Source organism: Pseudomonas sp. GW821-FHT09C08, assembly GCF_059418125.1.
In genome coordinates this window covers 1-25,218 of record NZ_JBWKPG010000001.1, presented here as the reverse complement: position 1 = coordinate 25,218, position 25,218 = coordinate 1, and the positions used below count along the sequence as shown (strand labels likewise).

Below are 25,218 nucleotides of genomic sequence, written 5' to 3'. Positions count from 1 at the left end.
GTCAAAGGTAACGCGACGTTTTATGGCCGGTTACCTTACCGCGGAGCAAGCAAAAAAGCCGGGCTATTTTTTGACTGGGGTGATCTCGAGGATGGTGCCGTTGGTGGTTTTCAGCAGCACGAACTTGTCGCCGACCCGCGCCCATTGGCTGTCGGCTTCAGGTTGCTTGAGGCCACGCTTTTTCCAGTCGCTGACCGCCGACTCCTTGCGCATCAGGATGTCCGGGGCACGGTCGCCCTCTTTGAGATCGCGGGCGTTGATGTTGGAAGGCTGCACGGTTTCCTGGGGGGTATCACCCGCCTGTGCGACAAAACTGGCGGTGGACAGGCTGGCAGCGACCAGCAGGCAGGCGGCGAGGGTTTTGGACTTCATAGGTGCTCCTTCAATGAATGACGCGTACCCAGGTTCGGACCACGGGCGCACGAAATCATTCATGCAAGAAAAGCCTGACCGGTATTTATCAGCTAAGATCGCCGGCTTTCTTGTAGCGATAAGGACATCACAATGATCCTCACTGTTTTCCTGGTCATTTTCATCTGCGTCTCGAGTGTGATTACGCTCTATTTGATCAGCCTCTACAACCAACTGGTGAGTTTGCGCAACCGTTTCAAAAATGCGTTCAGCCAGATAGAAGTACAACTCAAGCGGCGCCATGACTTGATTCCCAACCTGGTCGAGACCGCCAAGGCTTATATGAGCCATGAGCGCGACACGCTGATGGCCGTCACCGAGGCGCGCAATGCTTCCGCAGCCTGCCTCAATGTCGCAGCGGCAGAACCTGGCAGCGCGCAGTCAATAGTGCACTTGGGCCAGACCGAGGGCCGACTCAACAGGGCCATGGATAAACTGAACATCTCGCTAGAAGCGTATCCGGACCTGCGTGCATCGGAAACCATGATGCAGTTGAACTACGAAATGACCAATACCGAAAACCGTATCGCCTTCGCCCGCCAGTTCTTCAATGACTCAGTGATGAACTACAACACCTTCCGGCAGAAATTCCCCACGGTGCTGATGGCGGAAGCGTTTGGCCATGGGGCAGACGCCACCTTGCTGGAGTTTGCCGACAGCGAGCAGATTCAAAATACTCCGGTCGTCTCCTTTATCTGATAGCCGCCACGGATGGCCGTATGAATTTTTTCGAAACCCAGGACCGCGCCAGGCGCGGCGCCAGGTATGGCATGCTGCTGATGGCCGCCATTGTGCTAAGCCCGGCGGTGTTTTGGGCGTATTCAGTGCCATCGCTCGGTAAGGTCTACTGGTATTACCACCTGGTTTTTTGCTTGGTGATAATTTTCGTCATGGCGGCAGCCTGTTGGTACCAGAGCCACAGGTTCTGTGATAGCAGCGACTCCATTTCCATGGATTTTGGCGGGCACCTTATCAGCCTGCAGCCAGAAGAAGGTGATCGCTGGGTGCTGGATATTGTCGAGGAAATGGCCATTGCCTCCGGCAGCCAGGTACCCATGGTTTACGTGCTTCTAGATCAAGAAGGCATCAATGCATTTTCCCCCGGGTTCACACCGCAGGATTCAGCCATTGCGGTGACCTACGGCGCGACGGTTTTGCTTAACCGTGAAGAAATGCAAGCGCTGGTTGCCCATTTGTTCTGCCAGATTCATAACAACGACATGCGCATGGATATACGCATGGTGGGGCTGGATACGGGCGCATTGGTCTTGGCTTTCCTGATGGCGCTATCAACCGCCGGTAGTTTTTTACTGTTCGGATTCGGCTGGTGTGCACTCGTTCTTTTCGCCACATCCCGTATTGCTCGCCAGCGCAAATACCTGGCCGACGCCACGGCAGCACAGCTCACTCGCAACCCCCAGAGCGTGGCGAGTGTGCTGAAGAAAATTGAAGGATATGAATACGGGTCACTGCTCAGAGGCGAAGAGACATCTCTTTTCCTTTCGACGTTCTTTGCAGCCCCCTTCGAAACGTTCAGAGATCATTTTGCCTCGCCCCATCCTTCACTTGAAAAACGCATCAAACGCCTCGATCCGGGCTGGGACGGCGAGTACCCGTATGTCCCATCGCTGGCCTCGCTGGTAGGCAGCGATGAGGCTACCGCCGAGAATCGTCGCCGGTGGCAGGAGCTCGGGGCAATCTCTACGGCTGTCCGTCGAAAGGGCGAGGAAACCACCGCAGCGCACCTGTACCAAACCCAGGTAAGCCTGAGCAAGATTCCTGCAGAGGTGAGAGCAGCTGCACGCCACACCAGCGGTGCACAGGCGTTGATCTACCGGTTGCTGCTCTGCGCGAATGAGGACGCTCGAGCGCAGCAACTGAACTTTTTGCAAGGGGTTCCCGACCCGGAAGTCGTTCAGTTCTTGCAGGGTTTGAGCGAACCCATGAACGGCCTGGATGGCTACCTGCGCTTGCCACTGTTCGACTTGTGCATTCCCGCACTCAAGCATCTCGAAACCGACTCGTTCCAGCAGTTTACTCACAATATTTCGCTACTGATCCGAACCGATTACCGAACCTATCTGATGGGTCTGGCCCTGCTTCATATCCTCAATACCCAGGTTCTAGGTGCACCGAAAACCAAAGGCCGCTATCTGCTGCGCCAGTTGGAAAGGGATGTCACGCTATTGCTCAAGGTACTCGCGATCATCGGCCATAGAGGCGGTGCGCAGGCGCAGCTGGCTTATTCCCGGGCCTGTGAGGTATTGCCCTTCCATGTGCCCCCAACGAATAGGGTTGATGGCAGCGAAGAACTGGACGCGGTAGAGATTGCCTTGAAAAGGCTGCCCGAACTCAAGCAACAGGATAGGGACATCCTGATGGACGCAATCGCTGTCTGTATTGAGCACGACGGTCGTATAACCCATGAAGAAATAGAGCTGATGCGAGCGATTGCCAACATTCTGGACTGCCCGATGCCGGCAAGGTTTCAGACGCCATCACTCAAAGACACTTGCGCGACGCCATTGCCTCCATGAAATTAATCCTGTAATTTTTCATGAAATTATTTGATATAAATTTCATGAACCAACAAGAAGAACTCGACGCCCTGGCGATCCTGATTCACGACCTGCGCAAACACAAGAAGCTCACCCTCGCCCAATTGGCGCAGAAGATCGAGCGTTCCGTAGGTTTCCTGTCCCAAGTGGAACGCGGCTTGTCGCGGCCTACCGTGGCCGACCTGACCGCGATCAGCCACGCCCTCGACGTGCCCACCACGTATTTCTACAGCCTGTCCAAACCCAAGGCCGTGAGCTGGGTGACCCGCCCCAATGAGCGGCGCACGGTGTATTACGCCAACGGCATCACCGACATCCTCGTCTCGCCAAGCATGAATGGCGCGTTCTCGATGCTCGACAGCCTGTTGGCCCCCGGCGCCAACAGCGGCGAGCAAACCATGAGCGACCGTGCCGAACAGGCCGGTTTTGTACTTGAAGGCGAGTTGACCTTGTGGGTCGAGGGTGAGGCTGACTCGGTCACCCTCGGCCCTGGTGACAGCTTCCACCTGGCCAGCTTTGCTCATTGCCGCTACGCCAACCTGACCGATCTGCCCGCCCGCGTGCTGTGGGTCTACAACTAGGAGCAACACCCGTGAAAAGCCAATCTTCCACGTTGCTGGCCGAAGTACGGACCTTTCGCCAGAACCACCCCGACGTGCGGTATGTGGACCTGATCGCCCTGGATATCCCAGGGCATTTCTACGGCAAGCGCTACCCGATAGAGATGCTCGAAAAAGTCGCCGCCGGCAGCCCCCTGAAGCTGCCACAGAACGCCGTGCTGCTGGGGACTCAAGGCGGGCTGTTCAAGATTGGTGACTATTGCTTCCATGACGGCGATCCGGACGCCAATCGCCGCCTGGTGCCGGGCACGCTCAAGCCGGTGAGTTGGGAATCGCAGCCGTTGGGCCAGATGCTGATCACCTCCGACGGCACCGACGCCCCGATCGAATTCGAGCCCCGCGAAGTCCTGGCCAAGGTGCTGGAACGCCTGCAGCACAAAGGCATTCACCCAGTGGTGGCGTTCGAACTGGAGTTCTACCTGTTCGACAAAAAACTCGACAACGGCCTGCCGCAATTCGCCCGCGACCCGCTGAGCGAGGATGCCGACGACCAGCCCAACCTGCATATCGACCGGCTCTCGCGCTTCAGTGAAGTGCTCGACGATATGGCGCAGACCGCCAAGGACCAGGGTATCGACATCACGGTGATCACGGCCGAGATCGGCCCCGGCCAGTTCGAGATCAATTTCGGCCACCTCGACGATGGCCTGCGCGCTGCCGACTGGGCCGCCCTGTTCTGCCGCAGCACCCGAGGCGTGGCGTTGAAGCATGGCCATCGCGCCAGCTTCATGGCCAAGCCTTACCTGCAATACCCCGGCAGCGGCATGCATGTGCATGTGAGCCTGTATGACGGCGCCGGCAATAACCTGCTGGCCGCCCATCAGCAGCAACCGCTGCGCCATGCGGTGGCCGGCTGCCTGGAACTGCTGCCGCACTGCATGCCGATCTTCTCGCCCAACCACAACGCCTTCCGCCGCCTGGGTGGCACGGTCAACGCGGCGACCCGCGCCAGCTGGGGCTTTGAGGACCGCGATGCGTGCGTGCGCATTCCCGAATCCGACCCGCGCAACCTGCGCATCGAGCACCGCCTGGCCAGCGCCGACGCCAATCCGTACCTGGTGCTGGCGGCCATCCTGGCCGGGCTGGAACATGGCCTTGAGGCCAAGCGCGAACCCATCGCGCCGTTGAACGAGGACCGCAACAGCGGCACCGACTTCCCCCTGGAAATGCTCGACGCCGTGCGCGCCATGCAGCATCAACCGGTCGTGCGCGATAAGCTGGGCGCCGAATTTGTCGACGTATACTGCGAAAACAAACGCCAGGATCACCTGGCCTTCCAACAAGAGATCAATGCGCGCGAATACCGCTGGTTTCTCTGACCCCATGGATAACCGATGACCGACCAAAGCGCCCCGGCCCTGAAGGAAATTTTCAACGTCGAACGCCTGCAGCACATCGCCCGCGAGATGAGCGCGGTGTACCCGGCGTTCGACGCCAAGGGTTTTCTCAAGCACGCCAAGGCCGGGCTGGCGCAGTTGTCGGTGATGCAGCGCATGGCGCGGGTCAGCGAGAGCCTGCACGCGGTGATCCCGCTGGAGTATGCGCAGACCCTCAAGCTGCTCTACGCGCTGGCCCCGCGCCTGAACAGCGCATTTGTCAGCCTGTTCCTGCCGCATTACGTGGCGAGTTACGGCCAGGCTGACTTCAAGCGTTCCATGGCCGCGCTCAAATACTTCACCACGTTTGGCTCGGCGGAATTCGCGATCCGCCACTTTCTGCTGAATGATTTCGCGCGCACGCTGGCGGTGATGCAAGCCTGGTCGCTGGACGACAACGAACACGTGCGCCGCCTCGCCAGCGAAGGCTCGCGCCCGCGCCTGCCCTGGTCGTTTCGCCTGGCCGAGGTACAGGCCAACCCCGAGCTGTGCGCGTCGATCCTCAATAATCTCAAGGCCGACAGCAGCCTGTATGTGCGCAAATCCGTCGCCAACCATCTCAACGACATCACCAAGGACCACCCGGACTGGGTACTCGACCTGATCGAGGGCTGGAACCTCGACAAGCCCCACACCGCCTGGATCGCCCGCCACGCGCTGCGCAGCCTGATCAAGCAAGGCAACACCCGCGCGCTGACCATCATGGGCGCCGGCGCCAAGGCCGACGTGAAGATTCAGCACCTGAGCGTCACGCCGGCAGTGATCACGCTGGGCGAACGCATCACCCTGTCATTCAGCCTGGAATCCACCGCCGCCACCGCGCAGAAACTGGTGGTGGACTACGCCATCGACTACGTCAAAAGCGCCGGGCACAGCGCGGCCAAAGTCTTCAAGCTCAAGGCATTCACGCTGGGCGCGGGTGAACAGCAACGTATCAGCCGCGAGCAACACATCCGCGAATTGACCACCCGCAAGCACTATCCGGGCAAGCATACCGTGCACGTGATGGTGAATGGTGAACGCCTGGGCAGTGCTGACTTCGTATTGCGCGACTGATGCAGGTGGGGCAACACCCAGGTCCACTGGGGGATTGGAGTAGGCCTAGGCACCCGGGTGTACGCAGGTCAAATGTGGGAGCTGGCATGCCTGCGAAGGCGGTGGGTCAGGCACCGAATGCATCAACTGACAGCCCGCCTTCGCGAGCAAGCCCGCCGTTTTCGAGCCGGTTTCTTCAGGCAGATTCGCCAAGCAACAACCCCTGCTCCCGCGCACACAACTCCACCACGTAATCCCACAACACCCGCAGTCGCACCGACTTGTGCAGTTCACGCCGCGAACTGATCCAGTAGCTGCGCTGGATACTCTCTGCCGGCAGCAACGGCACCAGGTCCGGGTCGCCAGAGGCCATGAAGCACGGCAGCACGGCAATCCCCAAGCCTGACCGTGCAGCCTGGTGTTGGGCGATGACGCTGGTGCTGTGGAACACCACCTTGGGGTTACGACAGAAGCTGCTGAGGAATTTCAGTTCCTGGCTGAACAACAGATCGTCGACGTAATCGATCCATGAATGGGCGGCGAGGTCTTCGCGCTTTTCGATCGGCGGATTGCGCGCAAGGTAGGCGCGGCTGGCGTAGAGCGCGAGGCGATAGTCGGTGAGTTTGCGCGTGACCAGTTGATCGACGCTGGGGCGTTCGAGGTGGATGCTGATTTCCGCTTCGCGGTTAAGGATGCTGACGAAACGCGGCACCGCAAGCAGTTCCACCTCCAACCCGGGATAGCGTTCGAACAGCCCGCCCATGCGACCGGCGAGGAACATTACGCCCAAGCCCTCGGCCACGCCGAGACGGATCTTGCCCAAGGGCGCGGCGGAATGGGTGAGTTCGTCTTCGGCCAGCAGCGCCACGTTTTCCATGGACTCGGCATGCTTGAGCAAGGCTTCGCCGGCCGGAGTCAATTCATAGCCCTGGGCGTGCTGCACGAACAGCGCGGTGCCGAGGCTCTTTTCGATCGCCTCGATATGCCGGGCCACCGTGGCATGCGTCGTCTTCAAGCGTTGCGCGGCGGTGAGCAGGCGGCCGCTGCGCTGCAGTTCGAGAAAATACCGCAGGTCATTCCAGTCGAACATTCAGCCTCCCTCCCTTGGGCATAACTCACTACACGACCGCGAAGACTGGCCCCGTGCCTGTGGCGAGCAAGCTTGCCCGCTCGCCACAGCGGTCGCACTGTTTAAAAACGCACAGCAGCTGGGTAAAAACTAACATTTTTAAGACGAAAACTAACAACTAGGATGGAACCAATAAGAAAAACAAGCGAGACCTCAGATGTCCATTGCAACTGCTGAATACGATTACGTGGTAGTAGGCGCCGGCCCCGCAGGCTGCCTGCTGGCCAATCGTCTCTCCGCCAATCCGGCCCACCGCGTACTGCTGCTCGAAGCGGGTGGCCGCGACAACTATCCCTGGATCCATATTCCCGTCGGCTACCTCTTCTGCATCGGCAACCCGCGCACCGACTGGTGCTTCAAGACCGAGGCCCAGGAAGGCCTGCAAGGCCGTGCCCTGAGTTATCCACGCGGCAAGGTGCTCGGCGGTTGCTCGTCGATCAACGGCATGATCTACATGCGTGGCCAGGCCCAGGACTACGACGGTTGGGCAGCCGCGGGCAATGCAGGCTGGGGTTGGAAAGACGTGCTGCCGCTGTTCAAGCAGAGCGAAAACCATTTTGCCGGCAGCTCGGAGTTCCACAGCGATGGCGGCGAATGGCGAGTCGAGCAACAGCGCCTGCACTGGCCGATTCTGGATGCCTTTCGGGATGCGGCGGCGCAAAGCGGCATCGCCTCCATCAGCGACTTCAACCAGGGCGATAACGAAGGCTGCGGCTACTTCCAGGTCAACCAGAAGGCCGGCGTCCGCTGGAATGCGGCCAAGGCGTTTCTCAAGCCCATCCGTCAACGCCCCAATCTCACTGTGCTGACCGACGTGGAAGTCGACCGAGTACTCCTGGAAAACGGCCGCGCCTCCCAAGTCGTCGGGCGTCAACACGGCCAGCAGTCGAGCTGGAGGGCGCGCAAGGAAATCGCGCTGTGCGCCGGCTCCGTGGGCTCGCCGGGCATCCTGCAACGCTCGGGCATCGGCCCCTCCAACGTCCTCAAGCCGCTGGGCATCGAGGTGCTGCACGAGCTGCCGGGCGTCGGTGGCAACCTGCAGGACCACCTGCAACTGCGGCTGATCTACAAGCTGGAAAAAGCCCGCACACTCAACCAGATCGCCGGCAGCGTGTGGGGCAAGATGGGCATGGGCCTGCGCTACCTGTACGACCGCAGCGGCCCGCTGTCGATGGCCCCCAGCCAGTTGGGTGCGTTTGCCCGCTCGGGCCCGGAACAGACTTCGGCCAACCTTGAATACCATGTGCAGCCGCTGTCGCTGGAGCGTTTTGGCGAACCGCTGCACGCGTTCCCCGCCTTTACTGCGTCGGTCTGCGACCTGCGCCCGCAGAGTCGTGGCCGCATTGATATCCGCTCGGCCAACCCGGCGGATGCGCCGCTGATCCGGCCCAACTACCTCAGCCATCCGGAAGATCTGCGCGTGGCCGCAGATGCCATTCGCCTGACCCGGCGCATCGTCGCCGCGCCGGCCTTGAGCCAATTCAAGCCGGTTGAATACCTGCCCGGTGATTCGCTGCAGACCGAAGAGGAGCTGCACGAAGCCGCCGCACGAATCGGGACTACAATCTTCCATCCAGTGGGCACCTGCCGCATGGGCACTGACCAGGACGCCGTGGTCGACGCCCAACTGCGCGTGCATGGCGTGCCGGGCCTGCGCATTGCCGACGCCTCGATCATGCCGCGCATTACCTCCGGCAATACCTGTTCACCGACGCTGATGATCGCGGAGAAAGCCGCGCAGCTAATCCTTTCGCCGAACACAAGGAACCTTGCCCCCGAGAGAGAAATGACCGCACCCGCATGACCAGCAGGCGTCCGGCGTGGCGATAGCGCATCCAGGACTTGCACCTGGCTTTACGCCATCGCACGGCCGGACACCGGCAGGAAGGACAACCGGCGCCAAGGTTGGCGCCGACAGTGGAACAACAATAAATAATCACTGTGAGGGCTACCCGATGTCAGAACATGCTCAACCCCTGGGCTCGGCGATTACCGCGAGTGCCGGCAACGATTCAAGAAAGGTCATCTTCGCCTCGTCCCTCGGGACGGTGTTCGAGTGGTATGACTTTTTCCTCTATGGCGCCCTGGCGGCGGTGATCAGCAAGCAGTTCTTTGCCGGGGTCAACGACACCACCGCGTTTATCTTTGCCTTGATGGCCTTTGCCGCCGGCTTCGTGGTGCGCCCGTTCGGCGCGCTGGTGTTCGGCCGCCTGGGCGACATGATCGGACGCAAATACACCTTTCTCGTCACCATCATCCTGATGGGCGTGGCGACCTTCTGCGTCGGCCTGTTGCCGACGTATGCGAGCATCGGCATCGCGGCGCCGGTCATCCTGATCGTGTTGCGCATGCTGCAAGGCCTGGCCCTGGGCGGCGAGTACGGCGGCGCAGCCACCTATGTGGCCGAGCACGCGCCCGCCGGCAAACGCGGCCTGCACACCAGCTGGATCCAGTCCACCGCCACCCTCGGCCTGCTGCTGTCGCTGCTGGTGGTGCTGGCGTGCCGCTACTTCACCGGCGATCAGTTTGAAGTCTGGGGCTGGCGGATTCCGTTCCTGTTCTCCATCGTGCTGCTGGGCATTTCGACCTGGATCCGCATGAGCCTGCACGAATCGCCGGCATTCCTGAAGATGAAAGAGGAAGGCAAGGCCAGCAAGTCGCCGATCCGCGAGTCCTTCGGCAAGTGGGAAAACCTCAAGGTGGTGCTGATTGCGCTGTTCAGCATCAACGGCGGCCAAGCCGTGACCTTCTACGCCGCGCAGTTCTACGTGCTGTTCTTCCTCACGCAGTTCCTGAAAATGGACCCGGCCCTGGCCAACATGCTGCTGATCATCAGCGTGGTGATTGGCGCGCCGTTCTTTATCCTGTTTGGCTGGCTGTCGGACAAGGTCGGGCGCAAGCCGGTGCTGATGCTCGGCCTGCTGCTGGCCACCGCGCTGTATTTCCCGATCTTCAAAGGCCTGGCGCACTACACCAACCCGGCGATGGACCAGGCCAGCCATCAGGCACCGATCACCGTATTGGCCGACCCGGCCACCTGCACCTTCCAGTTCGACCCGGTGGGCAAGGCGCGTTTTGACAGCCCGTGCGACAAGGTCAAGACCTTCCTGGTCAAGCAGGGACTGCCCTACAGCAGCGCCGCCGCCCCGGCGGGCAGCCCGGTGCAGGTGAGCGTGGGTGAAGTGCGCATCGACGGTTACGACGAAGCGGCCCTGCGTGGCGCCGTGACCCTGGCCGGTTACCCGACTTCGGCGGATGTTGCCCAGGTCAACAAAGTGATGGTGGTGGTGCTGATCGTGGCGCTGATCCTGATTGCCGCCATGTGCTACGGCCCGCTGGCGGCGCTCATGGTGGAGCTGTTCCCGACGCGTATCCGCTACACCTCGATGTCGCTGCCCTACCACATCGGTAACGGCTGGTTTGGCGGGTTCCTGCCAACCGTGTCGTTTGCGCTGGTGGTGTACACCGGCGATATTTTCTACGGGCTGTGGTACCCGGTGGTAGTGACCGGCGTGAGCTTGATTGTCGGGCTGTTCTGCCTCAAGGAAACCCGGCATGTGGACATCAATAACAACTGACTGACCCGTGCCCCCGTCCTGGACGGGCGGGGGCGCACACAAATTGCTGTATATCCATCCAGATAACAGTTGATCAAATCCCTTCTTTTGCCCATCCTGCTCCCCATTCAACTGTGTAACGAATGGGCTGAGCATGCGGCTTTACCTCTGTGAAAAACCTTCCCAGGCCAAGGACATTGCGGCCGTGCTCGGCGCCAGCCGGCGCGGCGACGGGTGCTGGCTGGGCAACGGGGTCACAGTCACCTGGTGCATCGGCCACCTGCTGGAAACCGCCCCGCCCGACGCCTACGACGCCAAATACAAGCGCTGGGTGCTGGCTGACCTGCCGATCGTCCCGGAAAAATGGAAGATGCAGGTCAAGCCCAAGACCGCCAGCCAGTTCAAGGCGGTCAAGCGCCTGCTGGGGGAAGCCCAGGAACTGGTGATCGCTACCGACGCCGACCGCGAGGGCGAAATGATTGCCCGCGAACTGGTGGAGCATTGCCGCTATCGCGGGCCGATCCAGCGGTTGTGGCTGTCGGCGCTCGACGATGCCTCGATTCGCAAGGCGTTGGCGGCGCTCAAGCCCGGGGCCGAAACCTTCAGCCTGTACCACTCGGCCCTGGGCCGTTCGCGCGCCGACTGGTTGATCGGCATGAACATGAGTCGCCTGTTTACCCTGCTGGGGCGCCAGTCCGGCTATCAAGGTGTGTTGCCGGTAGGCCGTGTGCAAACGCCGACCTTGCGCCTGGTGGTCGACCGCGACCGCAGCATCGCCGACTTCGTACCGGTGGCGTACTGGGCCATCGATGTCGACCTGCGCCATGAGCGCATGACCTTCACCGCCCAATGGCGCGCGGCCGAAGATGCCTGTGACGACCAGGGCCGCTGCCTCAACCCGCAATTGGCTCGCGAAGCCGCCGACGCCATGACCGACGCCGCCAGTGCGCGGCTGGTGAAGCTGCGCACCGAGCGCATGCGCGAGGTCGCGCCCCTGCCCTTCGACCTCGGTACCCTGCAGGAGATCTGCTCGAAGAAGCTCGGTCTCGGCGCCCAGGAAACCCTGGATATCGCGCAATCGCTCTACGAAACCCACAAGGCCATCACCTACCCGCGCAGCGACTGCGGCTATCTGCCACTCAGCCAGCACAGCGAGGCACCGAAGATCCTCGCCGCGCTGGGCCGTGCCGATGCGGCGGTGGATGCGTTGATGCCGCATATCGACCCGCAGCGCCGTTCGCGGGCGTGGAACGATGCCAAGGTCAGCGCGCACCACGGCATCATTCCCACTGGTGCGGGCAAGGATGCCGGCCAACTGACCGGCAAGCACCGTGCGGTCTACACCCTGATACGCGCGCGCTACCTGGCGCAGTTCCTGCCCAACCATGAGTACGATCGCACCCAGGCCGATTTTGACTGTGCCGGCCAGGCTCTACGCGCGGTGGGCAAAGTGGTGATCGAGCCAGGCTGGAAACGCGCCCTGCCCGAAGCCCTGGCCCCGGCAAAGGGCCGCGAGGCACCGGCACCGCAGGCGTTGCCGACGCTGGTGCAGGGGCAGGACTACGCGGTGGCCAAGGTCAACCTCAAGGACCTGTGGACCCAGCCGCCCAAGCCCTTTACCGAGGGCGACCTGATCAAGGCGATGAAAAACGTCGCCAAGCTGGTGGAAGACCCGCTGCTCAAGCAAAAGCTCAAGGACACCACCGGGATCGGCACCGAGGCCACCCGCGCCGGGATCATTCAGGGGTTGCTGGACCGGGGTTATCTGCTGAAAAACGGCAAGGCGCTATCTGCCACCCCCGCTGCGTTCAGCCTGATCGATGCGGTGCCACGGGCGATTGCCGACCCTGGTACCACCGCGATCTGGGAACAGGCGCTGGACATGGTGCAAAGCGGTGAAATGAGCCTGGAGGAATTCGTTGCCAAGCAAGCGGCCTGGATGAGCAAGCAAGTGGCACGCTGCAACGGCATGCGCATGACCATAACCGGGCCAGCAAGCCCGGCAGGCCGGGGTGCTACCCCGTGGAAAAAGAAGCGAAAAAACGCGCCTCGCAAGACTACGGCCGCCCCCAAGCGCAGCAAAAAGTCGACTAATACCGGGTAAACACCGAAAAAAACCGGCGAATGACGTTTTTCGACGGGTTTAACGCCGCTTTGGACCTTGCTCCGGCGTAGGCGGTCTAGGATTCTGTAGGGGACCCGCTGACTTCCTAACAACAACACCGGAGTGGCCGCCATGAAAACCGTCGCACAAGTGCTCAAAGCCAAGGATCAGAAAAACCAGGACGTGCACACTATCCAATGGGACCACACCGTGTTTGAAGCGCTGGTGCGGATGTCGGAGAAAAACGTCGGCGCCTTGCCGGTCGTCAAGGAAGGCGCGGTGGTCGGGATCATCAGCGAGCGCGATTACGCACGCAAACTCATCCTCAAGGGCCTGTCGTCGGTCACCACACGGGTCGATGAAGTCATGAGTTCCCCGGTGATAACGGTCGACACCCACAAAAGTGTCGAGGAATGCATGAACATCATGACCGACAGTCACCTGCGCCACCTGCCCGTGGTCGAAGGCGGCAAACTGCTGGGCCTGCTGTCCATCGGCGACCTGGTCAAGGAAGCCATCGCCGAACAGGCCGACCTGATCAAGCAGCTGGAGCAGTACATTCGCGGCGAATAGGGGAACCCATGCTCGACACGCTGGAACATCAAGAAGACCACCTCGACACCTTGTACCGGGCCATGGCCGACCGGCGTTTCCTGGTACTGACCGGGGCGGGGATCAGCACCTCATCGGGGATCCCCGACTACCGCGACAGTGAAGGTGTACGTCGGGGCAAGGCCCCAATGATGTATCAGGAATTCCTCGCCACCCCACAGGCACGACGCCGTTATTGGGCGCGGGCGATGCTGGGCTGGCCGAGGGTGCGCATTGCGCAGCCGAACAAGGCTCACCTGGCACTGGCGAACCTGCAGCAACGCCAGCGCATCAGCGGGCTGATCACGCAAAACGTCGACACCCTGCATGACCAAGCCGGCAGCCATGACGTGATCGAGCTGCACGGCAGCCTGCACCGGGTGCTGTGCCTGGATTGCCAACTGCGCAGCACGCGCGATGTGATCCAGCGGCAGATGGAAATCGATAACCCCTACCTTGCGCAGGTGCATGCGGTACAAGCGCCAGACGGTGACACCCTCCTCGACCCGACGTTTGAAGAACACTTCCAGGTGCCCCACTGCCCTCACTGCACCGGTGAACGGCTGAAGCCGGACGTGGTGTTCTTTGGCGAAAACGTCGCCCCGGCAACTGCAGCCAGGGCGATGGCGGCGGTCGAGCAAGCAGAAGGCTTGCTGGTAGTGGGCTCGTCACTGATGGCCTATTCGGCATTTCGCCTCTGCAAGGCGATGGTTGAACACGGCAAGCCCGTGATTGCCATCAACCTGGGCAAGACCCGTGGGGATGAGCTGTTGCAGGTGAAGATCGAGGCGTCGTGCGAGCAGTTGTTGCCTCTGTTGGCTGACCGTTTGAGATAACCCCTATGCCCGCTCCTACACGGCTGCGCCCCCATTTCATTCCCTCGGATCGACGACCCACCCCTCCAAAAAATGACGCCCAAGTCACGTTTTCCGGGATTCTCCCGTCCTCACAGGGATTTATGTAGTGCTTTAAAAAAATCACTACATAACCGTTGACGTAACGTTTTTGTCCTTGCATGATCTAGACGTCTCCCGGATCGGGAGCGTGGGTAACACGTGTTTTGAACAAGCTCGTCTGACCGCCGAGCTGTTTTTTCCGGATGTGCACTGCCCACAAGGCAGATTGATGAAGCTGACCGGCCCGGAAGGATCGGTACAAGGAGCTCAAACGCTGCTTGTCTTCGTTATGAAACCATTGCGTAGCAGTTCATCAGCAAGACTACATGCATCAGGTTCAAGACCCTGCCCGTATTCGGCAGACCGTCACTGACGCCCGGTTTTTGAAGCCGGAGACAACTAAGCAGTTTTAACGGAATCAACTGATAGATCGCCAACTGGTCAAGGGGCTTACACATGAATCTGAACAACCAACCAACTATCGATGAATTGGCTGAGATGTTCGCAGCGCAGAAAGACACACTCGACGACCATATCCTGTGGATTGGCAAATCGGGCGAAGTGCAAATTGACTGCCTGGCGCCCCACACCGAAGAAGCCGAGTTCGACCGTAATAACCGTGAACTGGCGGCGCGCCTGAAGATGTACCGCCGCGGCCAGGGTTATGTCGGCAAGAAAGCCGCGGCCGATCGCAACTTTATCGAGCAAGTGTTCCATACACTTAATACCGAATGGCAGAACCTCAAAGGCCAATCGCAGGTTAAAGTGATTGATAAATACTGCTGATAAAACTAATTAACACATTAAGTCCGCCCGGTTCGCCGAGCGGACTTTTTTATTGCCATCGTTATCTTGTTAACTGTGGGAACCGGCGTGCCGGCGATGCTTTGTTGATTACACCGCTGCTGGCAAGCCGGTTGCTGCAGGGGCTATAGCGGAAATCGCCCTTTCGCCGCTTCATCGCAGAAAATATCAAACAGCACCTGCGCCGCCGCCGACAGTTCATGCCCCGGTTTGGTCAGCACCCCAATCGGCCGCTCGATTACCGGACCGTGCAAGGTGATGCAATGGGCGCCCGCCTCTTCCATCTGCCCCGCACATAACGCAGGCACGGCGCTGACCCCCAGGCCATTGGCAACCATCTTGCCTACGGTCGCCAATTGATGGCTTTCCAACGCCACGGGCAGTTTCATCTGCAGGGCGCCCAAGTGTTCTTCCAGCATCACGCGCACTGTGGACGGGCGCTGCAGGGTAATGAATGGGTGTTGCAAAAGGGTTTTCCAGTCGACGTCAGCCACATGCGCCAAGGGCGAATCGGCGGGCACCACGGCGATGAAGCGATCCAGGTACAACGGCGTGAACGCCAGCGATGTTTCTTCGGCTGGCTCGAACGCCACCCCCAACTCCACCTGCCGATCTCGCACCATCTCCAGGACCTGCTCGTTGATCAGGTCATGCACCGTCACGTTCACCTGCGGGTAACGCGCGCGGAATATCTTCAGGATCGGCGGCAACAGGTTGCCGGCGAACGACGGCATCGCCGCCACCGTCACGCGCCCGCGCTGCAAGGTGAAGCGTTGGCGCAATTCATCTTCGGTATTGTCCCAATCGGCAATCAATCGGCGGGCCAAGGGCAGCAGGGATTCACCTTCCGGGGTCAGCGCGACGTTACGGGTATTGCGGCTGAACAATCGCCCGCCCAGCCCTTCTTCCAACCCCTTGATGGTCAGGCTCAGCGCCGACTGGGAGAGGTGCAACCGCTCGCAGGCGGCGGCAAAACTCAGGGTCTGGGCCACGGCGAGAAACGCACGCATTTGTTTGACGGTCATAGGAACGTTCCAAGTGACGAGATGAAAGCTGCAAGTGAAAGCGGCCGCTGACTATGCTTGAAGCTTACGGACTGAAGCTTATTGTGCTGTTTTCTAAATCAATCAACCTAAAAAAACAACTTAACAAATCAATCCGTCGGCGCAACACTCGGTTCATTGGCTGGCCCACAAACAATAATAGAGGTGCATATGGCAGGTTTCGATAAACGCGTGGCGTCCTACGAGGAAGCACTGGCAGGCCTGGAAGACGGCATGACCGTGCTCTCCGGTGGTTTTGGCCTGTGCGGCATTCCGGAAAACCTCATCGCCGAGATCAAGCGCAAAGGCACCCGCGACCTCACCGTGGTTTCCAACAACTGCGGCGTCGATGGTTTTGGCCTGGGCGTACTGCTGGAAGAAAAGCAGATCAGCAAGGTCATCGCCTCCTACGTCGGTGAAAACGCGCTGTTCGAGAAGCAATTGCTCAGCGGCGAAATCGAAGTGGTGCTGACCCCCCAAGGCACCCTCGCCGAAAAAATGCGCGCAGGCGGCGCCGGCATCCCGGCCTTCTTCACCGCCACCGGTGTCGGCACGCCGGTTGCCGAAGGCAAGGAAACCCGCGAATTCAACGGCCGTCCGTATCTGATGGAAGAATCCATCACCGGCGACTTCGCCATCGTCAAAGGCTGGAAAGCCGACCACTTAGGCAACGTCATCTATCGCCACACCGCCCAGAACTTCAACCCGCTGGCCGCCACCGCCGGCAAGATCACCGTGGTCGAAGTGGAAGAAATCGTCGAACCGGGCGAGCTGGACCCGGCGCAGATCCACACTCCTGGCATCTACGTCGACCGGATCATCTGCGGCACCTTCGAGAAGCGCATCGAACAGCGCACCGTCCGCAAATAATCTGCCCCCAGCCCGAACAATAAGGACTCATAAAAATGGCACTTACCCGCGAACAAATGGCTCAACGTGTCGCCCGCGAAATGCAGGACGGTTTCTACGTCAACCTGGGCATCGGCATTCCGACCCTGGTGGCCAACTACATTCCCGAAGGCATGGAAGTGATGCTGCAATCGGAAAACGGCCTGCTGGGCATGGGACCGTTTCCTACCGAAGAAACAATCGATGCCGACATGATCAACGCCGGTAAACAAACCGTGACCGCGCGTATCGGCGCGTCGATCTTCTCCTCCGCCGAATCGTTCGCCATGATCCGCGGCGGCCACGTCGACCTCACCGTGCTTGGCGCGTTTGAAGTCGACGTACAAGGCAACATCGCCTCGTGGATGATCCCCGGCAAGCTGGTCAAGGGCATGGGCGGCGCCATGGATCTGGTGGCCGGTGCGGAAAACATCATCGTGATCATGACCCACGCGTCCAAGGACGGTGAGTCCAAGTTGCTCAGCCAGTGCAGCCTGCCGCTGACCGGCGCCAACTGCATCAAGCGTGTGCTCACCGATCTTGCGTACCTGGAAATCGAAAATGGCGCTTTTGTCCTCAAGGAACGCGCACCTGGCGTCAGCGTTGAAGAGATTGTGAGCAAGACCGCCGGTAAACTGATCGTCCCGGACCACGTTCCAGAAATGCACTTCCAGTGAGGACAGATTCCATGCAAGACGTCGTGATTGTTGCTGCCACCCGCACCGCCGTGGGCAGCTTTCAAGGTTCGCTTGCGAACATCCCGGCTCCGGAACTGGGCGCCGCCGTGATCCGTCGCCTGCTGGAGCAGACCGGCTTGGATCCTGCAGAAGTGGATGAAGTGATTCTCGGCCAGGTGCTCACCGCAGGCAGCGGCCAGAACCCGGCGCGCCAGGCCTCGATCCTCGCCGGCCTGCCACACGCCGTACCCAGCCTGACCCTGAACAAAGTCTGCGGTTCGGGCCTCAAGGCCTTGCACTTGGGCGCCCAGGCTATCCGCTGTGGTGATGCCGAGGTGATCATCGCCGGCGGCATGGAGAACATGAGCCTGGCCCCGTACGTATTGCCTGCCGCGCGCACCGGTTTGCGCATGGGCCACGCCAAGATGATCGACAGCATGATCACCGACGGCCTGTGGGACGCGTTCAACGACTACCACATGGGCATCACCGCCGAGAACCTGGTGGACAAGTATGGCATCAGCCGTGAAGCCCAGGATGCCTTTGCCGCCGCGTCCCAGCAAAAAGCTGCGGCAGCCATCGAGGCCGGGCGTTTTGTCGATGAGATCACGCCGATCCTGATTCCCCAGCGCAAAGGCGACCCGATTGCCTTCGCCGTGGACGAGCAGCCGCGCGCCGGCACCACAGCCGAGTCCCTGGCCAAACTCAAGCCGGCGTTCAAGAAAGACGGCAGCGTCACTGCCGGCAACGCCTCCAGCCTCAACGACGGCGCCGCTGCGGTGCTGCTGATGAGTGCCGACAAAGCCAAGGCCCTCGGCCTGCCCGTGCTGGCGCGCATTGCCAGCTATGCGAATGCCGGCGTCGATCCGGCGATCATGGGCATCGGCCCGGTATCGGCCACGCGCCGCTGCCTGGACAAAGCCGGCTGGAGCCTGGGCGCCCTGGATCTGATCGAAGCCAACGAAGCCTTTGCCGCGCAATCGCTGGCAGTGGGCAAAGAGCTGGAGTGGGACGCGGACAAGGTCAACGTCAACGGCGGCGCCATTGCCATCGGCCACCCGATCGGCGCCTCAGGCTGCCGCGTGCTGGTGACCCTGCTGCATGAAATGATCAAGCGCGATGCCAAGAAAGGCCTGGCGACGCTGTGCATCGGTGGTGGCCAAGGCGTAGCCCTCGCCCTCGAACGCAGCTGATTCAAACAGCAACGGGGGAAACCGCCCGCGGTGGCAAGAAGAGCTTGCTCCCATTGAGCTGCACGGCAGCCCACGCTGATAAGAGCAACACGGAAACGGCCGGGCTCCACGAAAAGCCCGGCCTTTTCTTTAATGCAAAAACGGTAGGCGCTGACGTGCCCGCGCCCCCTCATCATCCCCGATTGTCAGTCCGTACGGGGCACCGCAAACACCGCGTTCGCCCGCGCCACCACCTTCTCCCCAACCTGCAGACTCACCGTGGCAAACGCCATCTGCCGTCCACGCTTGTGATGTTCCAAGCGCACCACAATCCACTCCCCTACCTGCACCGCGCCCAGGTAGTCCAGGGTCATGCTCGCGGTAATCAGCGGCAGCGGCGGCTCACTGGAGAATGCCATCGCGTAACCCATGCCGATATCCGCCAGGGTCGCCAACACCCCGCCGTGCACGGTGCCACGTCCATTGGCGTGACGATTGTCGGCCCGCAGGCCGATTTCCAGCTGCAGGCCTTCACCTCGGCAGTATGCCGGGCCGAGCAAATCCAGCAGCGGGCTGCTGCGGGGCAACGAGACGAAACCTTCGGGGACGGCGTGGCTGATCATGGCGGATTCTTCCTTGGAATAAGACCTGAGGTGTACGCCAGCGCCCGCGCAGCAGCCATCACCATCAGCTACGCAAATCCTGCGCGATGCTTTGCGTTAATCCGCCAGACCGGCTTTAATCGCGGTCAATTTCCCCGCACACCCCAAGGAATTGCAATGCGCCATCTGGACGGCAAACCTCACGCGCTTTTATGGATTTTGCTGGCCGGCCTGGCCCTGGTCGGCTGCTCGCCCAAGGATCACTCCCGCGCCAACGTGATCAACGGCGAGCAAGGCCGGGCCGGCGCACAATTGGCCTATGAACATGAGTTGACCCTGGCGCTGCCCGGCGCCCTGCTCGCACCGCGCATGCAGGCCACCCGCGAAGCCTGTGAGTCGGCTCGCTTTGGCGCCTGCAATATTCTGGGAATCACCGAAGACGGCAACGGTGGCGAAATCATCCTGCGCATCGCGCCGACCGGCGTGGAACCGATGGTGGCCCTGGCCGCGGAAGGCGGAAAGCTCGGCCAACGCATCACCACTGCCGAAGACCTGGCCAACGCTGTCGCCGATGTGCAACGCCGCCAGGACCGCCTCCAAGCCCAGCAGCAACGCCTCGACGAATTGGCCAAGCGCAAGGACATTACCGTCAGTGACTTGATTGCCTTGAGCAAGGAGCAGGCCGGCATCGAAAACGAACTGCAGGCACTGGCCCAAGTCGCCGCGGGCCAGCAACGCCGCCTCGATACCAACCGCGTCACCTTGAACTTCCGCTCCTCCGACGGCGCGAACCAGGCGTCACGCTTCAGCCGGATGTTCAGCAACCTGGGCGACAACCTGGTCGACGGCACTGCCGATGCACTGGAACGCGCCAGTTATGTGCTGCCCTTCATAGTCCTGGCGTTCCCCGTGCTGTGGTTGTGGGTATGGCTGTGGCGACGGTTGGTCGTGGCGAGAAGATCCAAGGTGGCAGATCGGCCTTCTGTGAACAGCTGACCGCTTGTGGCAGAAGGACCTCGTGGCAGGCCTGGTTCTTTTTGCTAGTCAGGCTCTTATGGTTGGTCAGTCTCTTGTGGCAAATCAGGCTCTTGCAAGTCAGCCTCTTGTGGCTGGTCAGGCTCTTGTTGCAAGTCAGTCTCTTGTTGCAAGTCAGCCTCTTGTGGCTGGTCAGCCTCTTGTTTCAAGTCAGCCTCTTGTGGCTGGTCAGGCTCTTGTTGCAAGTCAGCCTCTTGTGGTTGGTCAGTCTCTTGTGTCTGGTCAGGCTCTTGTGGCGAGCGGGCTTGCCCCGCGTTGGGCTGCGCAGCAGCCCCATCAAGCAAAATGCGGTTTTTCAGTTATCACGCGGTGCCTGTTTTGGGGCTGCTGCGCAGCCCAACGCGGGGCAAGCCCGCTCACCACAGAGCCGCTCACCACAGGGCCGCTCACCACAGGGCCGCTCGCCACAGGGCCTATTACTGCAGGGCCGATCACAACAGGTCCACTTGCCACTGGGTCGCTATCAGCGCTTCATGCAGCGCTGATAGCGCTCATCGACCCGGTTGGCAAACCACGCCGTCGTCAGGTTGCGGGTGATCTTCGGGCTCTTGAGCACAATGCCCGGCAGGATCGCCCGCGGCAGCGGTTTGCCGGCAGCCTGATCAGCCAGGGCAAACACGCGCTTGTAAAGGGTGGTGTCTTCAAAATCCAACTGCTCGCCTTGCTCAAGTTGGCTGCGGATGCTGGGGTTGCGCATATCCAGCTTCGCGCCGAGAGAGCGCACCGCCAGCTCGGTGCTGCCGGGTAGCAACGAGCCGTAACGAATCAAATCCCCATCCAAGGTCAATTCGGTGCCGGTGACACGGCTGACCGCCGCTTGAAACGCGGCGTTGCGACTGGCGTACCAGCCGGCATTGAAGTCGGCAAAACGGTACAGCGGCTGATCGTAATTCACCGGATAACCGAGCAAATGGGCGATGCCGAAGTACATGCCGCCGCGCCGGGTGAACACTTCGCGACGAATCGTGCCATCCACCGTGTAGGGATAACCTCGCGCCTGTTTCTGCGCAAAATCGATGCTCACCTGCATGGGGCCTGCGGTGTGCACTGGATTGAAGCCACCAAACAGCGTGTTGCCCAGGGGCACCACGCTGATGAAATCATCAAAGATGCCGCTGAGGTCTTTCTCGGTGCGCGCGCCACTCAGGCGTTCTGCGTAGGTCTTGCCGGTGGGCGAAGTCAGTTGCAAGGCGCTGCGCACCACAAAGGCCGGCACGTGCACCTTGCCGGCACGGCGCAGGATTTCATCCTGGGCGATCTTGCCCATGTTCGGCACCGGCGGGTCGACCTGATAAGTGGACTCCTGCTCGGTCACCGCCAGCACGGCGCAAATGTTCTCCGTGCTGGGGTAGATCTTCTGGGTATCAAAGGCCGTGTAGATATCTTGGGCCCAGCCGTTACGGTCCTTCGCGGTTGCCGGCAGCAGGCGCACGATCTGCGCCTTCACCTCGGCCTCGCTGCGCTGCGGCTGTTGCGGGGCGCGCGTTGTAGAGCAACCGGCCAGCACCAGGAGCGTGGTGAGGCACAGGATCAGTCGGGATGCGGACATGGGACTTCCTTGAACGACAATGGGCCAGCTAGCGCTGATATCGACAGGTAAGTCTATCCGGCGTTCGCCGCCCTGCTGCACTCGCCAGCAAAAGACAAACGTGACAGGATCTGTCATCGACCATTCGTACAAGGAGTTTGAATGCCATGCTGAGCTTGAATTTCCTCGTCACCTGCCTGATCGTCGTGCTGATTCCCGGCACCGGCGTGATCTTCACCGTCTCCACCGGCCTCACCGCCGGCAAACGCGCCAGCGTCTTCGCTGCGCTGGGCTGCACGGCGGGAATCCTCCCGCACTTGCTGGCTTCCATACTCGGGCTTTCCGCGCTGCTGCACACCAGCGCACTGGCGTTCGAAGTACTCAAATACGCCGGCGTGGCCTACCTGCTGTATCTGGCCTACGCCACCTGGCGTGACCGCTCGGCCTTCGCCATGAATGACACGCCCATCGTTGCCACCCTGCGCAGCCTGATCATTCGCGGTTTCCTGCTGAACATTCTCAACCCCAAACTGACGATTTTCTTCCTGGCCTTCCTGCCACAGTTCGTCACCCCCGGCAGCACCGCGCCGGCCTTGCAAATGCTGGTGCTGAGCGGCGTATTCATGGCGATGACGTTTGCGGTGTTTGTGCTCTACGGACTGCTGGCCAATGGATTTCGCCGCGCAGTCATCGAATCGCCACGCGTGCAGAATTGGCTGCGCCGCAGTTTTGCAGCAGCCTTTGCAGGGTTGGGGTTGAATTTGGCGTTCGCACAACGCTGAACACTGGCTGGATCGTGGGGGCGCCCAGCCAGCCACTGGGCGCTTGGGCACAAGCAGACAATGTTTGCTGAAACGCCCCACCCCAATGCCGGATAAGCACTACAGATATCACTTAAAAACCGCTGCAAAGTCCCTCGCCTGATCACACAGTGCGAGGGATTGCAGATGTTTTTTTTCGATAGCCCCGCCGTTTTGGTGGGTGCGCCTTGATCAACGCCACCAGCCAAACCATCGGCCTCCTGCTGCTGACGGCCATGGATGCCAAGACGCGTGACGTCGAAGCCGTGCTCAGCGACTTCAGGCGCTGCCTCAATTCCTACGAAACCTTGGCGCAAAGCTTCCTCAGCTCTTCGGCGCTGGATGTCGAGCAGGTATTCAAGGTCGGCCGTGAGGTGGCGCTTGTCGCGCCGATCAACCGTTCGATCCTTCCCAGCAGTACCGTCGCCGCGTGCCAGGCCAACGGCACCTTGACGCTGGTGCACATGTTCCAGAGTTCGAGGTTCGTGCCCATCGGCAATACGCCCGTGATGTTGCAGCGTATCGACCCAAACGGCGGCCCGCTGGGGGCGCCCATCCATAAAACCATCGGGCCCAGCGGCATTCTGGAAGTTACCGAGTGCGATCGTAACCAGCGGTACCGCATCAGCTTCTACCCCAACGTCTCCCAAGAGCATTTCAAGGCGCTGTATGCCTCCTATCAGTCGGTCATCGGGCCGCTGGAGGGCTGGCTGCGCAGCGAGTGGGACGCCACGTTTGCACCGCTGTGGGCGAACTACTCCGAGGCCAATTTCCTCAAGCGCTACCTGATGCTGCACCGAGCCTACGCCCGGGGATTTGGCAATGCGCTGTATGAACTCTGGGATTCCCTCAAGCAGCTGCTTCAGTGGCTTATGGACCCGCTTGCCAACGCCGAGAAGCTGCTGCATTACCTGTCCCGCGCCGAACTCGAAAAGCTCCTGAACGTCAGCGCCGAAATCCTCGCAAAAGGCATTTTGGTGCTCAGCGATGAGCCGCTGCTGTTCATTTACTTGTCGGTATTGGTCAGTTGGATGCGGATGATGCCGCCGCCGTACATGAACGAATTGCTCGGGGAAATCAGCGCCGAAGTGCTGATCAACCTGCTGCTGGCCCTCGCCACCGGTGCGATGGGCGTGGCGATCGGCATGAGCGCCAAGGTCCTGGACGGCATCAAGTCTCGTCGTGCGCGCCAGTGGTTCAAACAGGTGGCCAGGCAATTTGGGAAATCTCGTGTGCAGGGCCATGTCGAGGCGGCCAAACCGTTGTTGCTGAGGAGCGCAGCGACGCCGATCAAGGTGATTCCGGATGTGCCGTTGAAGGCTGGGGATCAGCTGGTTTCCAACCCGGTGCCGGCGGTTCGCGGCAAGACGCAGCGGACGACGTTGGTTCGGCAGGAGCATGTCGACGATGTGCCTGCTGCTGGCAAGAATCCAAACGGGGACTCGGCGGCGCCTGCGGATAAGACCGCCACTAACGGCTGTCCGGTGTCGATGGTGACTGGCGAGGAATTGCTCACTCTCACCGATGGCACGTTGGATGGAGTCTTGCCGTTTGAGTGGAGCCGCTTGTACCGCACCAGCGCGGTCGAAGTGGATGGCGGGTTGGGGTTTGGCTGGAGTCATTCGTTGGCGCATCGGCTGAGTGTTTCCGGTGATTCGGTGGTGTGGACCGATCATGAAAACCGCTCGACCACCCTGCCCTTGCCATCTGTTTCTCGCCCAGCAATCACCAATAGCCTGGCTGAAGCAGCGATTTACCTGGGGACGTTGCCCGATGAGCTGGTGTTGGCCCAGGCGTCGCGCTTTTACCACTTTCGTGACGGCATACTGACCGCGATCAGCGATGCGTATGACAACCGGCTGCGCATTGCCCGGGATCTTTTGGGGCGCATTGAGCGGCTGGATAACGGTGTCGGGCGTTCGCTGCTCCTGCGTTATGAGTTGGGTCGCATCGTGGCGGTGGACTACCAGATCCAGCGCGCCAAGGGCCACGGTCCTTTCGAGTGGATGACCGAGCACAACGTTGTTTCCTACGCCTATGACGACCTGGGCCGGCTGGTCTCGGCGACCAATGCCGTCGGCGAACGCGAGGTTTATCGGTATGACGATCAGCACGTCATTCTTGAGCGGCAGTTGGCCGGTGGCGCGAGTTTTTTCTGGGCGTGGGAACGCGCTGGCAAGGCCGCGCGCTGTGTCCGCCACTGGGCGAGCTTTTCGCAGATGGATACGCGTTATGCCTGGGATGACCACGGGCAGGTCACGGTGTTTAACGCTGATGGCAGCCAGGAAATCTACGTGCATGACCAGCGGGCGCGGCTGGTGCAGCGCATTGATCCAGATGGTGCCGAGCATTTCAGATCCTACGACGACAAAGGCCGGTTGACGGTCGAGCA

At 60.7% G+C, this 25,218-nt stretch carries 22 protein-coding genes; 17 read left to right on the top strand and 5 right to left on the bottom strand.

The window, feature by feature from the left end; all coding sequences use genetic code 11:
- Positions 1 to 63: 63 nt before the first annotated feature.
- On the bottom strand, positions 64 to 372 hold the full coding sequence (locus AC07OJ_RS00110) for an RcnB family protein (protein WP_065905562.1): 309 nt from the start codon (positions 370 to 372) through the stop codon (positions 64 to 66).
- Positions 373 to 504: 132 nt separating this feature from the next.
- Here AC07OJ_RS00110 and AC07OJ_RS00105 point away from each other — a divergent pair, with 132 nt between their 5' ends.
- From AC07OJ_RS00105 to AC07OJ_RS00085, 5 genes are read left to right on the top strand one after another with little or no spacing between them, the layout of a single operon-like run.
- Positions 505 to 1,110: a LemA family protein gene (locus tag AC07OJ_RS00105; RefSeq protein ID WP_495005548.1), complete on the top strand. Its 606-nt coding sequence runs from the start codon at positions 505 to 507 to the stop codon at positions 1,108 to 1,110.
- Between the two features lie 20 nt (positions 1,111 to 1,130).
- The gene (locus AC07OJ_RS00100; protein WP_495093625.1) at positions 1,131 to 2,948 is read left to right on the top strand and encodes a M48 family metalloprotease; all 1,818 of its coding nucleotides are present in this window, start codon (positions 1,131 to 1,133) and stop codon (positions 2,946 to 2,948) included.
- A gap of 44 nt (positions 2,949 to 2,992) precedes the next feature.
- On the top strand, positions 2,993 to 3,550 hold the full coding sequence (locus AC07OJ_RS00095) for a helix-turn-helix domain-containing protein (RefSeq protein ID WP_065905559.1): 558 nt from the start codon (positions 2,993 to 2,995) through the stop codon (positions 3,548 to 3,550).
- A gap of 11 nt (positions 3,551 to 3,561) precedes the next feature.
- Complete coding sequence (locus AC07OJ_RS00090) at positions 3,562 to 4,908, top strand: glutamine synthetase family protein (RefSeq protein ID WP_065905558.1); 1,347 nt, start codon at positions 3,562 to 3,564, stop codon at positions 4,906 to 4,908.
- Between the two features lie 15 nt (positions 4,909 to 4,923).
- Positions 4,924 to 6,021 (top strand): DNA alkylation repair protein, encoded by a 1,098-nt coding sequence (locus tag AC07OJ_RS00085; protein WP_495093624.1) that lies wholly within the window; start codon positions 4,924 to 4,926, stop codon positions 6,019 to 6,021.
- A 175-nt stretch (positions 6,022 to 6,196) separates the two neighbouring features.
- Here AC07OJ_RS00085 and AC07OJ_RS00080 read toward each other — a convergent pair whose 3' ends face one another.
- Positions 6,197 to 7,090: a LysR family transcriptional regulator gene (locus AC07OJ_RS00080; protein WP_495093623.1), complete on the bottom strand. Its 894-nt coding sequence runs from the start codon at positions 7,088 to 7,090 to the stop codon at positions 6,197 to 6,199.
- A 196-nt stretch (positions 7,091 to 7,286) separates the two neighbouring features.
- On the opposite strand from AC07OJ_RS00080, the gene AC07OJ_RS00075 reads away from it, so the two are divergent.
- From AC07OJ_RS00075 to AC07OJ_RS00050, 6 genes are all read left to right on the top strand, one after another.
- Positions 7,287 to 8,933, top strand: a complete 1,647-nt coding sequence (locus tag AC07OJ_RS00075; RefSeq protein ID WP_495093622.1) for a GMC family oxidoreductase — start codon at positions 7,287 to 7,289, stop codon at positions 8,931 to 8,933.
- Positions 8,934 to 9,084: 151 nt separating this feature from the next.
- On the top strand, positions 9,085 to 10,707 hold the full coding sequence (locus AC07OJ_RS00070) for an MFS transporter (RefSeq protein WP_106804489.1): 1,623 nt from the start codon (positions 9,085 to 9,087) through the stop codon (positions 10,705 to 10,707).
- Positions 10,708 to 10,840: 133 nt separating this feature from the next.
- Positions 10,841 to 12,790, top strand: a complete 1,950-nt coding sequence (locus tag AC07OJ_RS00065) for a DNA topoisomerase III (protein ID WP_495093621.1) — start codon at positions 10,841 to 10,843, stop codon at positions 12,788 to 12,790.
- 132 nt (positions 12,791 to 12,922) lie between these two features.
- Entirely contained in the window at positions 12,923 to 13,363 is a 441-nt protein-coding gene (locus tag AC07OJ_RS00060) for a CBS domain-containing protein (RefSeq protein ID WP_065905552.1), read from the top strand.
- 8 nt (positions 13,364 to 13,371) lie between these two features.
- Positions 13,372 to 14,217, top strand: a complete 846-nt coding sequence (locus AC07OJ_RS00055) for an NAD-dependent protein deacetylase (RefSeq protein WP_282397282.1) — start codon at positions 13,372 to 13,374, stop codon at positions 14,215 to 14,217.
- A gap of 516 nt (positions 14,218 to 14,733) precedes the next feature.
- The gene (locus AC07OJ_RS00050) at positions 14,734 to 15,063 is read left to right on the top strand and encodes a hypothetical protein (protein WP_065905550.1); all 330 of its coding nucleotides are present in this window, start codon (positions 14,734 to 14,736) and stop codon (positions 15,061 to 15,063) included.
- A gap of 143 nt (positions 15,064 to 15,206) precedes the next feature.
- On the opposite strand, the gene AC07OJ_RS00045 is transcribed toward AC07OJ_RS00050, so the two are convergent.
- The gene (locus tag AC07OJ_RS00045) at positions 15,207 to 16,106 is read right to left on the bottom strand and encodes a LysR family transcriptional regulator (protein WP_065905549.1); all 900 of its coding nucleotides are present in this window, start codon (positions 16,104 to 16,106) and stop codon (positions 15,207 to 15,209) included.
- Positions 16,107 to 16,295: 189 nt separating this feature from the next.
- Here AC07OJ_RS00045 and AC07OJ_RS00040 point away from each other — a divergent pair, with 189 nt between their 5' ends.
- Genes AC07OJ_RS00040 through AC07OJ_RS00030 form a run of 3 tightly spaced genes read left to right on the top strand, consistent with a single transcriptional unit; the run spans position 16,296 to position 18,882 of the window.
- Positions 16,296 to 16,994: a CoA transferase subunit A gene (locus AC07OJ_RS00040; RefSeq protein ID WP_495093620.1), complete on the top strand. Its 699-nt coding sequence runs from the start codon at positions 16,296 to 16,298 to the stop codon at positions 16,992 to 16,994.
- A 35-nt stretch (positions 16,995 to 17,029) separates the two neighbouring features.
- Positions 17,030 to 17,689, top strand: coding sequence for a CoA transferase subunit B (locus tag AC07OJ_RS00035; RefSeq protein ID WP_003211625.1), 660 nt, complete (start codon positions 17,030 to 17,032; stop codon positions 17,687 to 17,689).
- Positions 17,690 to 17,700: 11 nt separating this feature from the next.
- Positions 17,701 to 18,882, top strand: a complete 1,182-nt coding sequence (locus tag AC07OJ_RS00030; RefSeq protein ID WP_495093619.1) for an acetyl-CoA C-acetyltransferase — start codon at positions 17,701 to 17,703, stop codon at positions 18,880 to 18,882.
- 185 nt (positions 18,883 to 19,067) lie between these two features.
- On the opposite strand, the gene AC07OJ_RS00025 is transcribed toward AC07OJ_RS00030, so the two are convergent.
- On the bottom strand, positions 19,068 to 19,484 hold the full coding sequence (locus AC07OJ_RS00025; RefSeq protein ID WP_065905546.1) for a PaaI family thioesterase: 417 nt from the start codon (positions 19,482 to 19,484) through the stop codon (positions 19,068 to 19,070).
- A 156-nt stretch (positions 19,485 to 19,640) separates the two neighbouring features.
- Here AC07OJ_RS00025 and AC07OJ_RS00020 point away from each other — a divergent pair, with 156 nt between their 5' ends.
- Positions 19,641 to 20,459: a DUF4349 domain-containing protein gene (locus AC07OJ_RS00020; protein WP_495093618.1), complete on the top strand. Its 819-nt coding sequence runs from the start codon at positions 19,641 to 19,643 to the stop codon at positions 20,457 to 20,459.
- Positions 20,460 to 20,961: 502 nt separating this feature from the next.
- Here AC07OJ_RS00020 and AC07OJ_RS00015 read toward each other — a convergent pair.
- Positions 20,962 to 22,047: a DUF1615 domain-containing protein gene (locus tag AC07OJ_RS00015; RefSeq protein WP_495093617.1), complete on the bottom strand. Its 1,086-nt coding sequence runs from the start codon at positions 22,045 to 22,047 to the stop codon at positions 20,962 to 20,964.
- A 146-nt stretch (positions 22,048 to 22,193) separates the two neighbouring features.
- On the opposite strand from AC07OJ_RS00015, the gene AC07OJ_RS00010 reads away from it, so the two are divergent.
- Both AC07OJ_RS00010 and AC07OJ_RS00005 read left to right on the top strand, forming a co-directional pair.
- Positions 22,194 to 22,808, top strand: coding sequence for a LysE family transporter (locus tag AC07OJ_RS00010; RefSeq protein ID WP_315420338.1), 615 nt, complete (start codon positions 22,194 to 22,196; stop codon positions 22,806 to 22,808).
- Positions 22,809 to 23,062: 254 nt separating this feature from the next.
- On the top strand, positions 23,063 to 25,218 hold a 2,156-nt coding region (locus AC07OJ_RS00005; RefSeq protein WP_495094251.1), incomplete at its 3' end, for a DUF6531 domain-containing protein.

Coding starts and splice junctions, on each gene's coding strand:
- AC07OJ_RS00045 (WP_065905549.1), bottom strand. CDS start 16,106: ATGACCGTCAAACAAATGCGTGCGTTTCTCGCCGTGGCCCAGACCCTG.
- AC07OJ_RS00025 (WP_065905546.1), bottom strand. CDS start 19,484: ATGATCAGCCACGCCGTCCCCGAAGGTTTCGTCTCGTTGCCCCGCAGC.
- AC07OJ_RS00065 (WP_495093621.1), top strand. CDS start 10,841: ATGCGGCTTTACCTCTGTGAAAAACCTTCCCAGGCCAAGGACATTGCG.
- AC07OJ_RS00075 (WP_495093622.1), top strand. CDS start 7,287: ATGTCCATTGCAACTGCTGAATACGATTACGTGGTAGTAGGCGCCGGC.
- AC07OJ_RS00085 (WP_495093624.1), top strand. CDS start 4,924: ATGACCGACCAAAGCGCCCCGGCCCTGAAGGAAATTTTCAACGTCGAA.
- AC07OJ_RS00080 (WP_495093623.1), bottom strand. CDS start 7,090: ATGTTCGACTGGAATGACCTGCGGTATTTTCTCGAACTGCAGCGCAGC.
- AC07OJ_RS00020 (WP_495093618.1), top strand. CDS start 19,641: ATGCGCCATCTGGACGGCAAACCTCACGCGCTTTTATGGATTTTGCTG.
- AC07OJ_RS00100 (WP_495093625.1), top strand. CDS start 1,131: ATGAATTTTTTCGAAACCCAGGACCGCGCCAGGCGCGGCGCCAGGTAT.
- AC07OJ_RS00040 (WP_495093620.1), top strand. CDS start 16,296: ATGGCAGGTTTCGATAAACGCGTGGCGTCCTACGAGGAAGCACTGGCA.
- AC07OJ_RS00060 (WP_065905552.1), top strand. CDS start 12,923: ATGAAAACCGTCGCACAAGTGCTCAAAGCCAAGGATCAGAAAAACCAG.
- AC07OJ_RS00050 (WP_065905550.1), top strand. CDS start 14,734: ATGAATCTGAACAACCAACCAACTATCGATGAATTGGCTGAGATGTTC.
- AC07OJ_RS00055 (WP_282397282.1), top strand. CDS start 13,372: ATGCTCGACACGCTGGAACATCAAGAAGACCACCTCGACACCTTGTAC.
- AC07OJ_RS00030 (WP_495093619.1), top strand. CDS start 17,701: ATGCAAGACGTCGTGATTGTTGCTGCCACCCGCACCGCCGTGGGCAGC.
- AC07OJ_RS00095 (WP_065905559.1), top strand. CDS start 2,993: ATGAACCAACAAGAAGAACTCGACGCCCTGGCGATCCTGATTCACGAC.
- AC07OJ_RS00110 (WP_065905562.1), bottom strand. CDS start 372: ATGAAGTCCAAAACCCTCGCCGCCTGCCTGCTGGTCGCTGCCAGCCTG.
- AC07OJ_RS00015 (WP_495093617.1), bottom strand. CDS start 22,047: ATGTCCGCATCCCGACTGATCCTGTGCCTCACCACGCTCCTGGTGCTG.
- AC07OJ_RS00010 (WP_315420338.1), top strand. CDS start 22,194: ATGCTGAGCTTGAATTTCCTCGTCACCTGCCTGATCGTCGTGCTGATT.
- AC07OJ_RS00105 (WP_495005548.1), top strand. CDS start 505: ATGATCCTCACTGTTTTCCTGGTCATTTTCATCTGCGTCTCGAGTGTG.
- AC07OJ_RS00070 (WP_106804489.1), top strand. CDS start 9,085: ATGTCAGAACATGCTCAACCCCTGGGCTCGGCGATTACCGCGAGTGCC.
- AC07OJ_RS00035 (WP_003211625.1), top strand. CDS start 17,030: ATGGCACTTACCCGCGAACAAATGGCTCAACGTGTCGCCCGCGAAATG.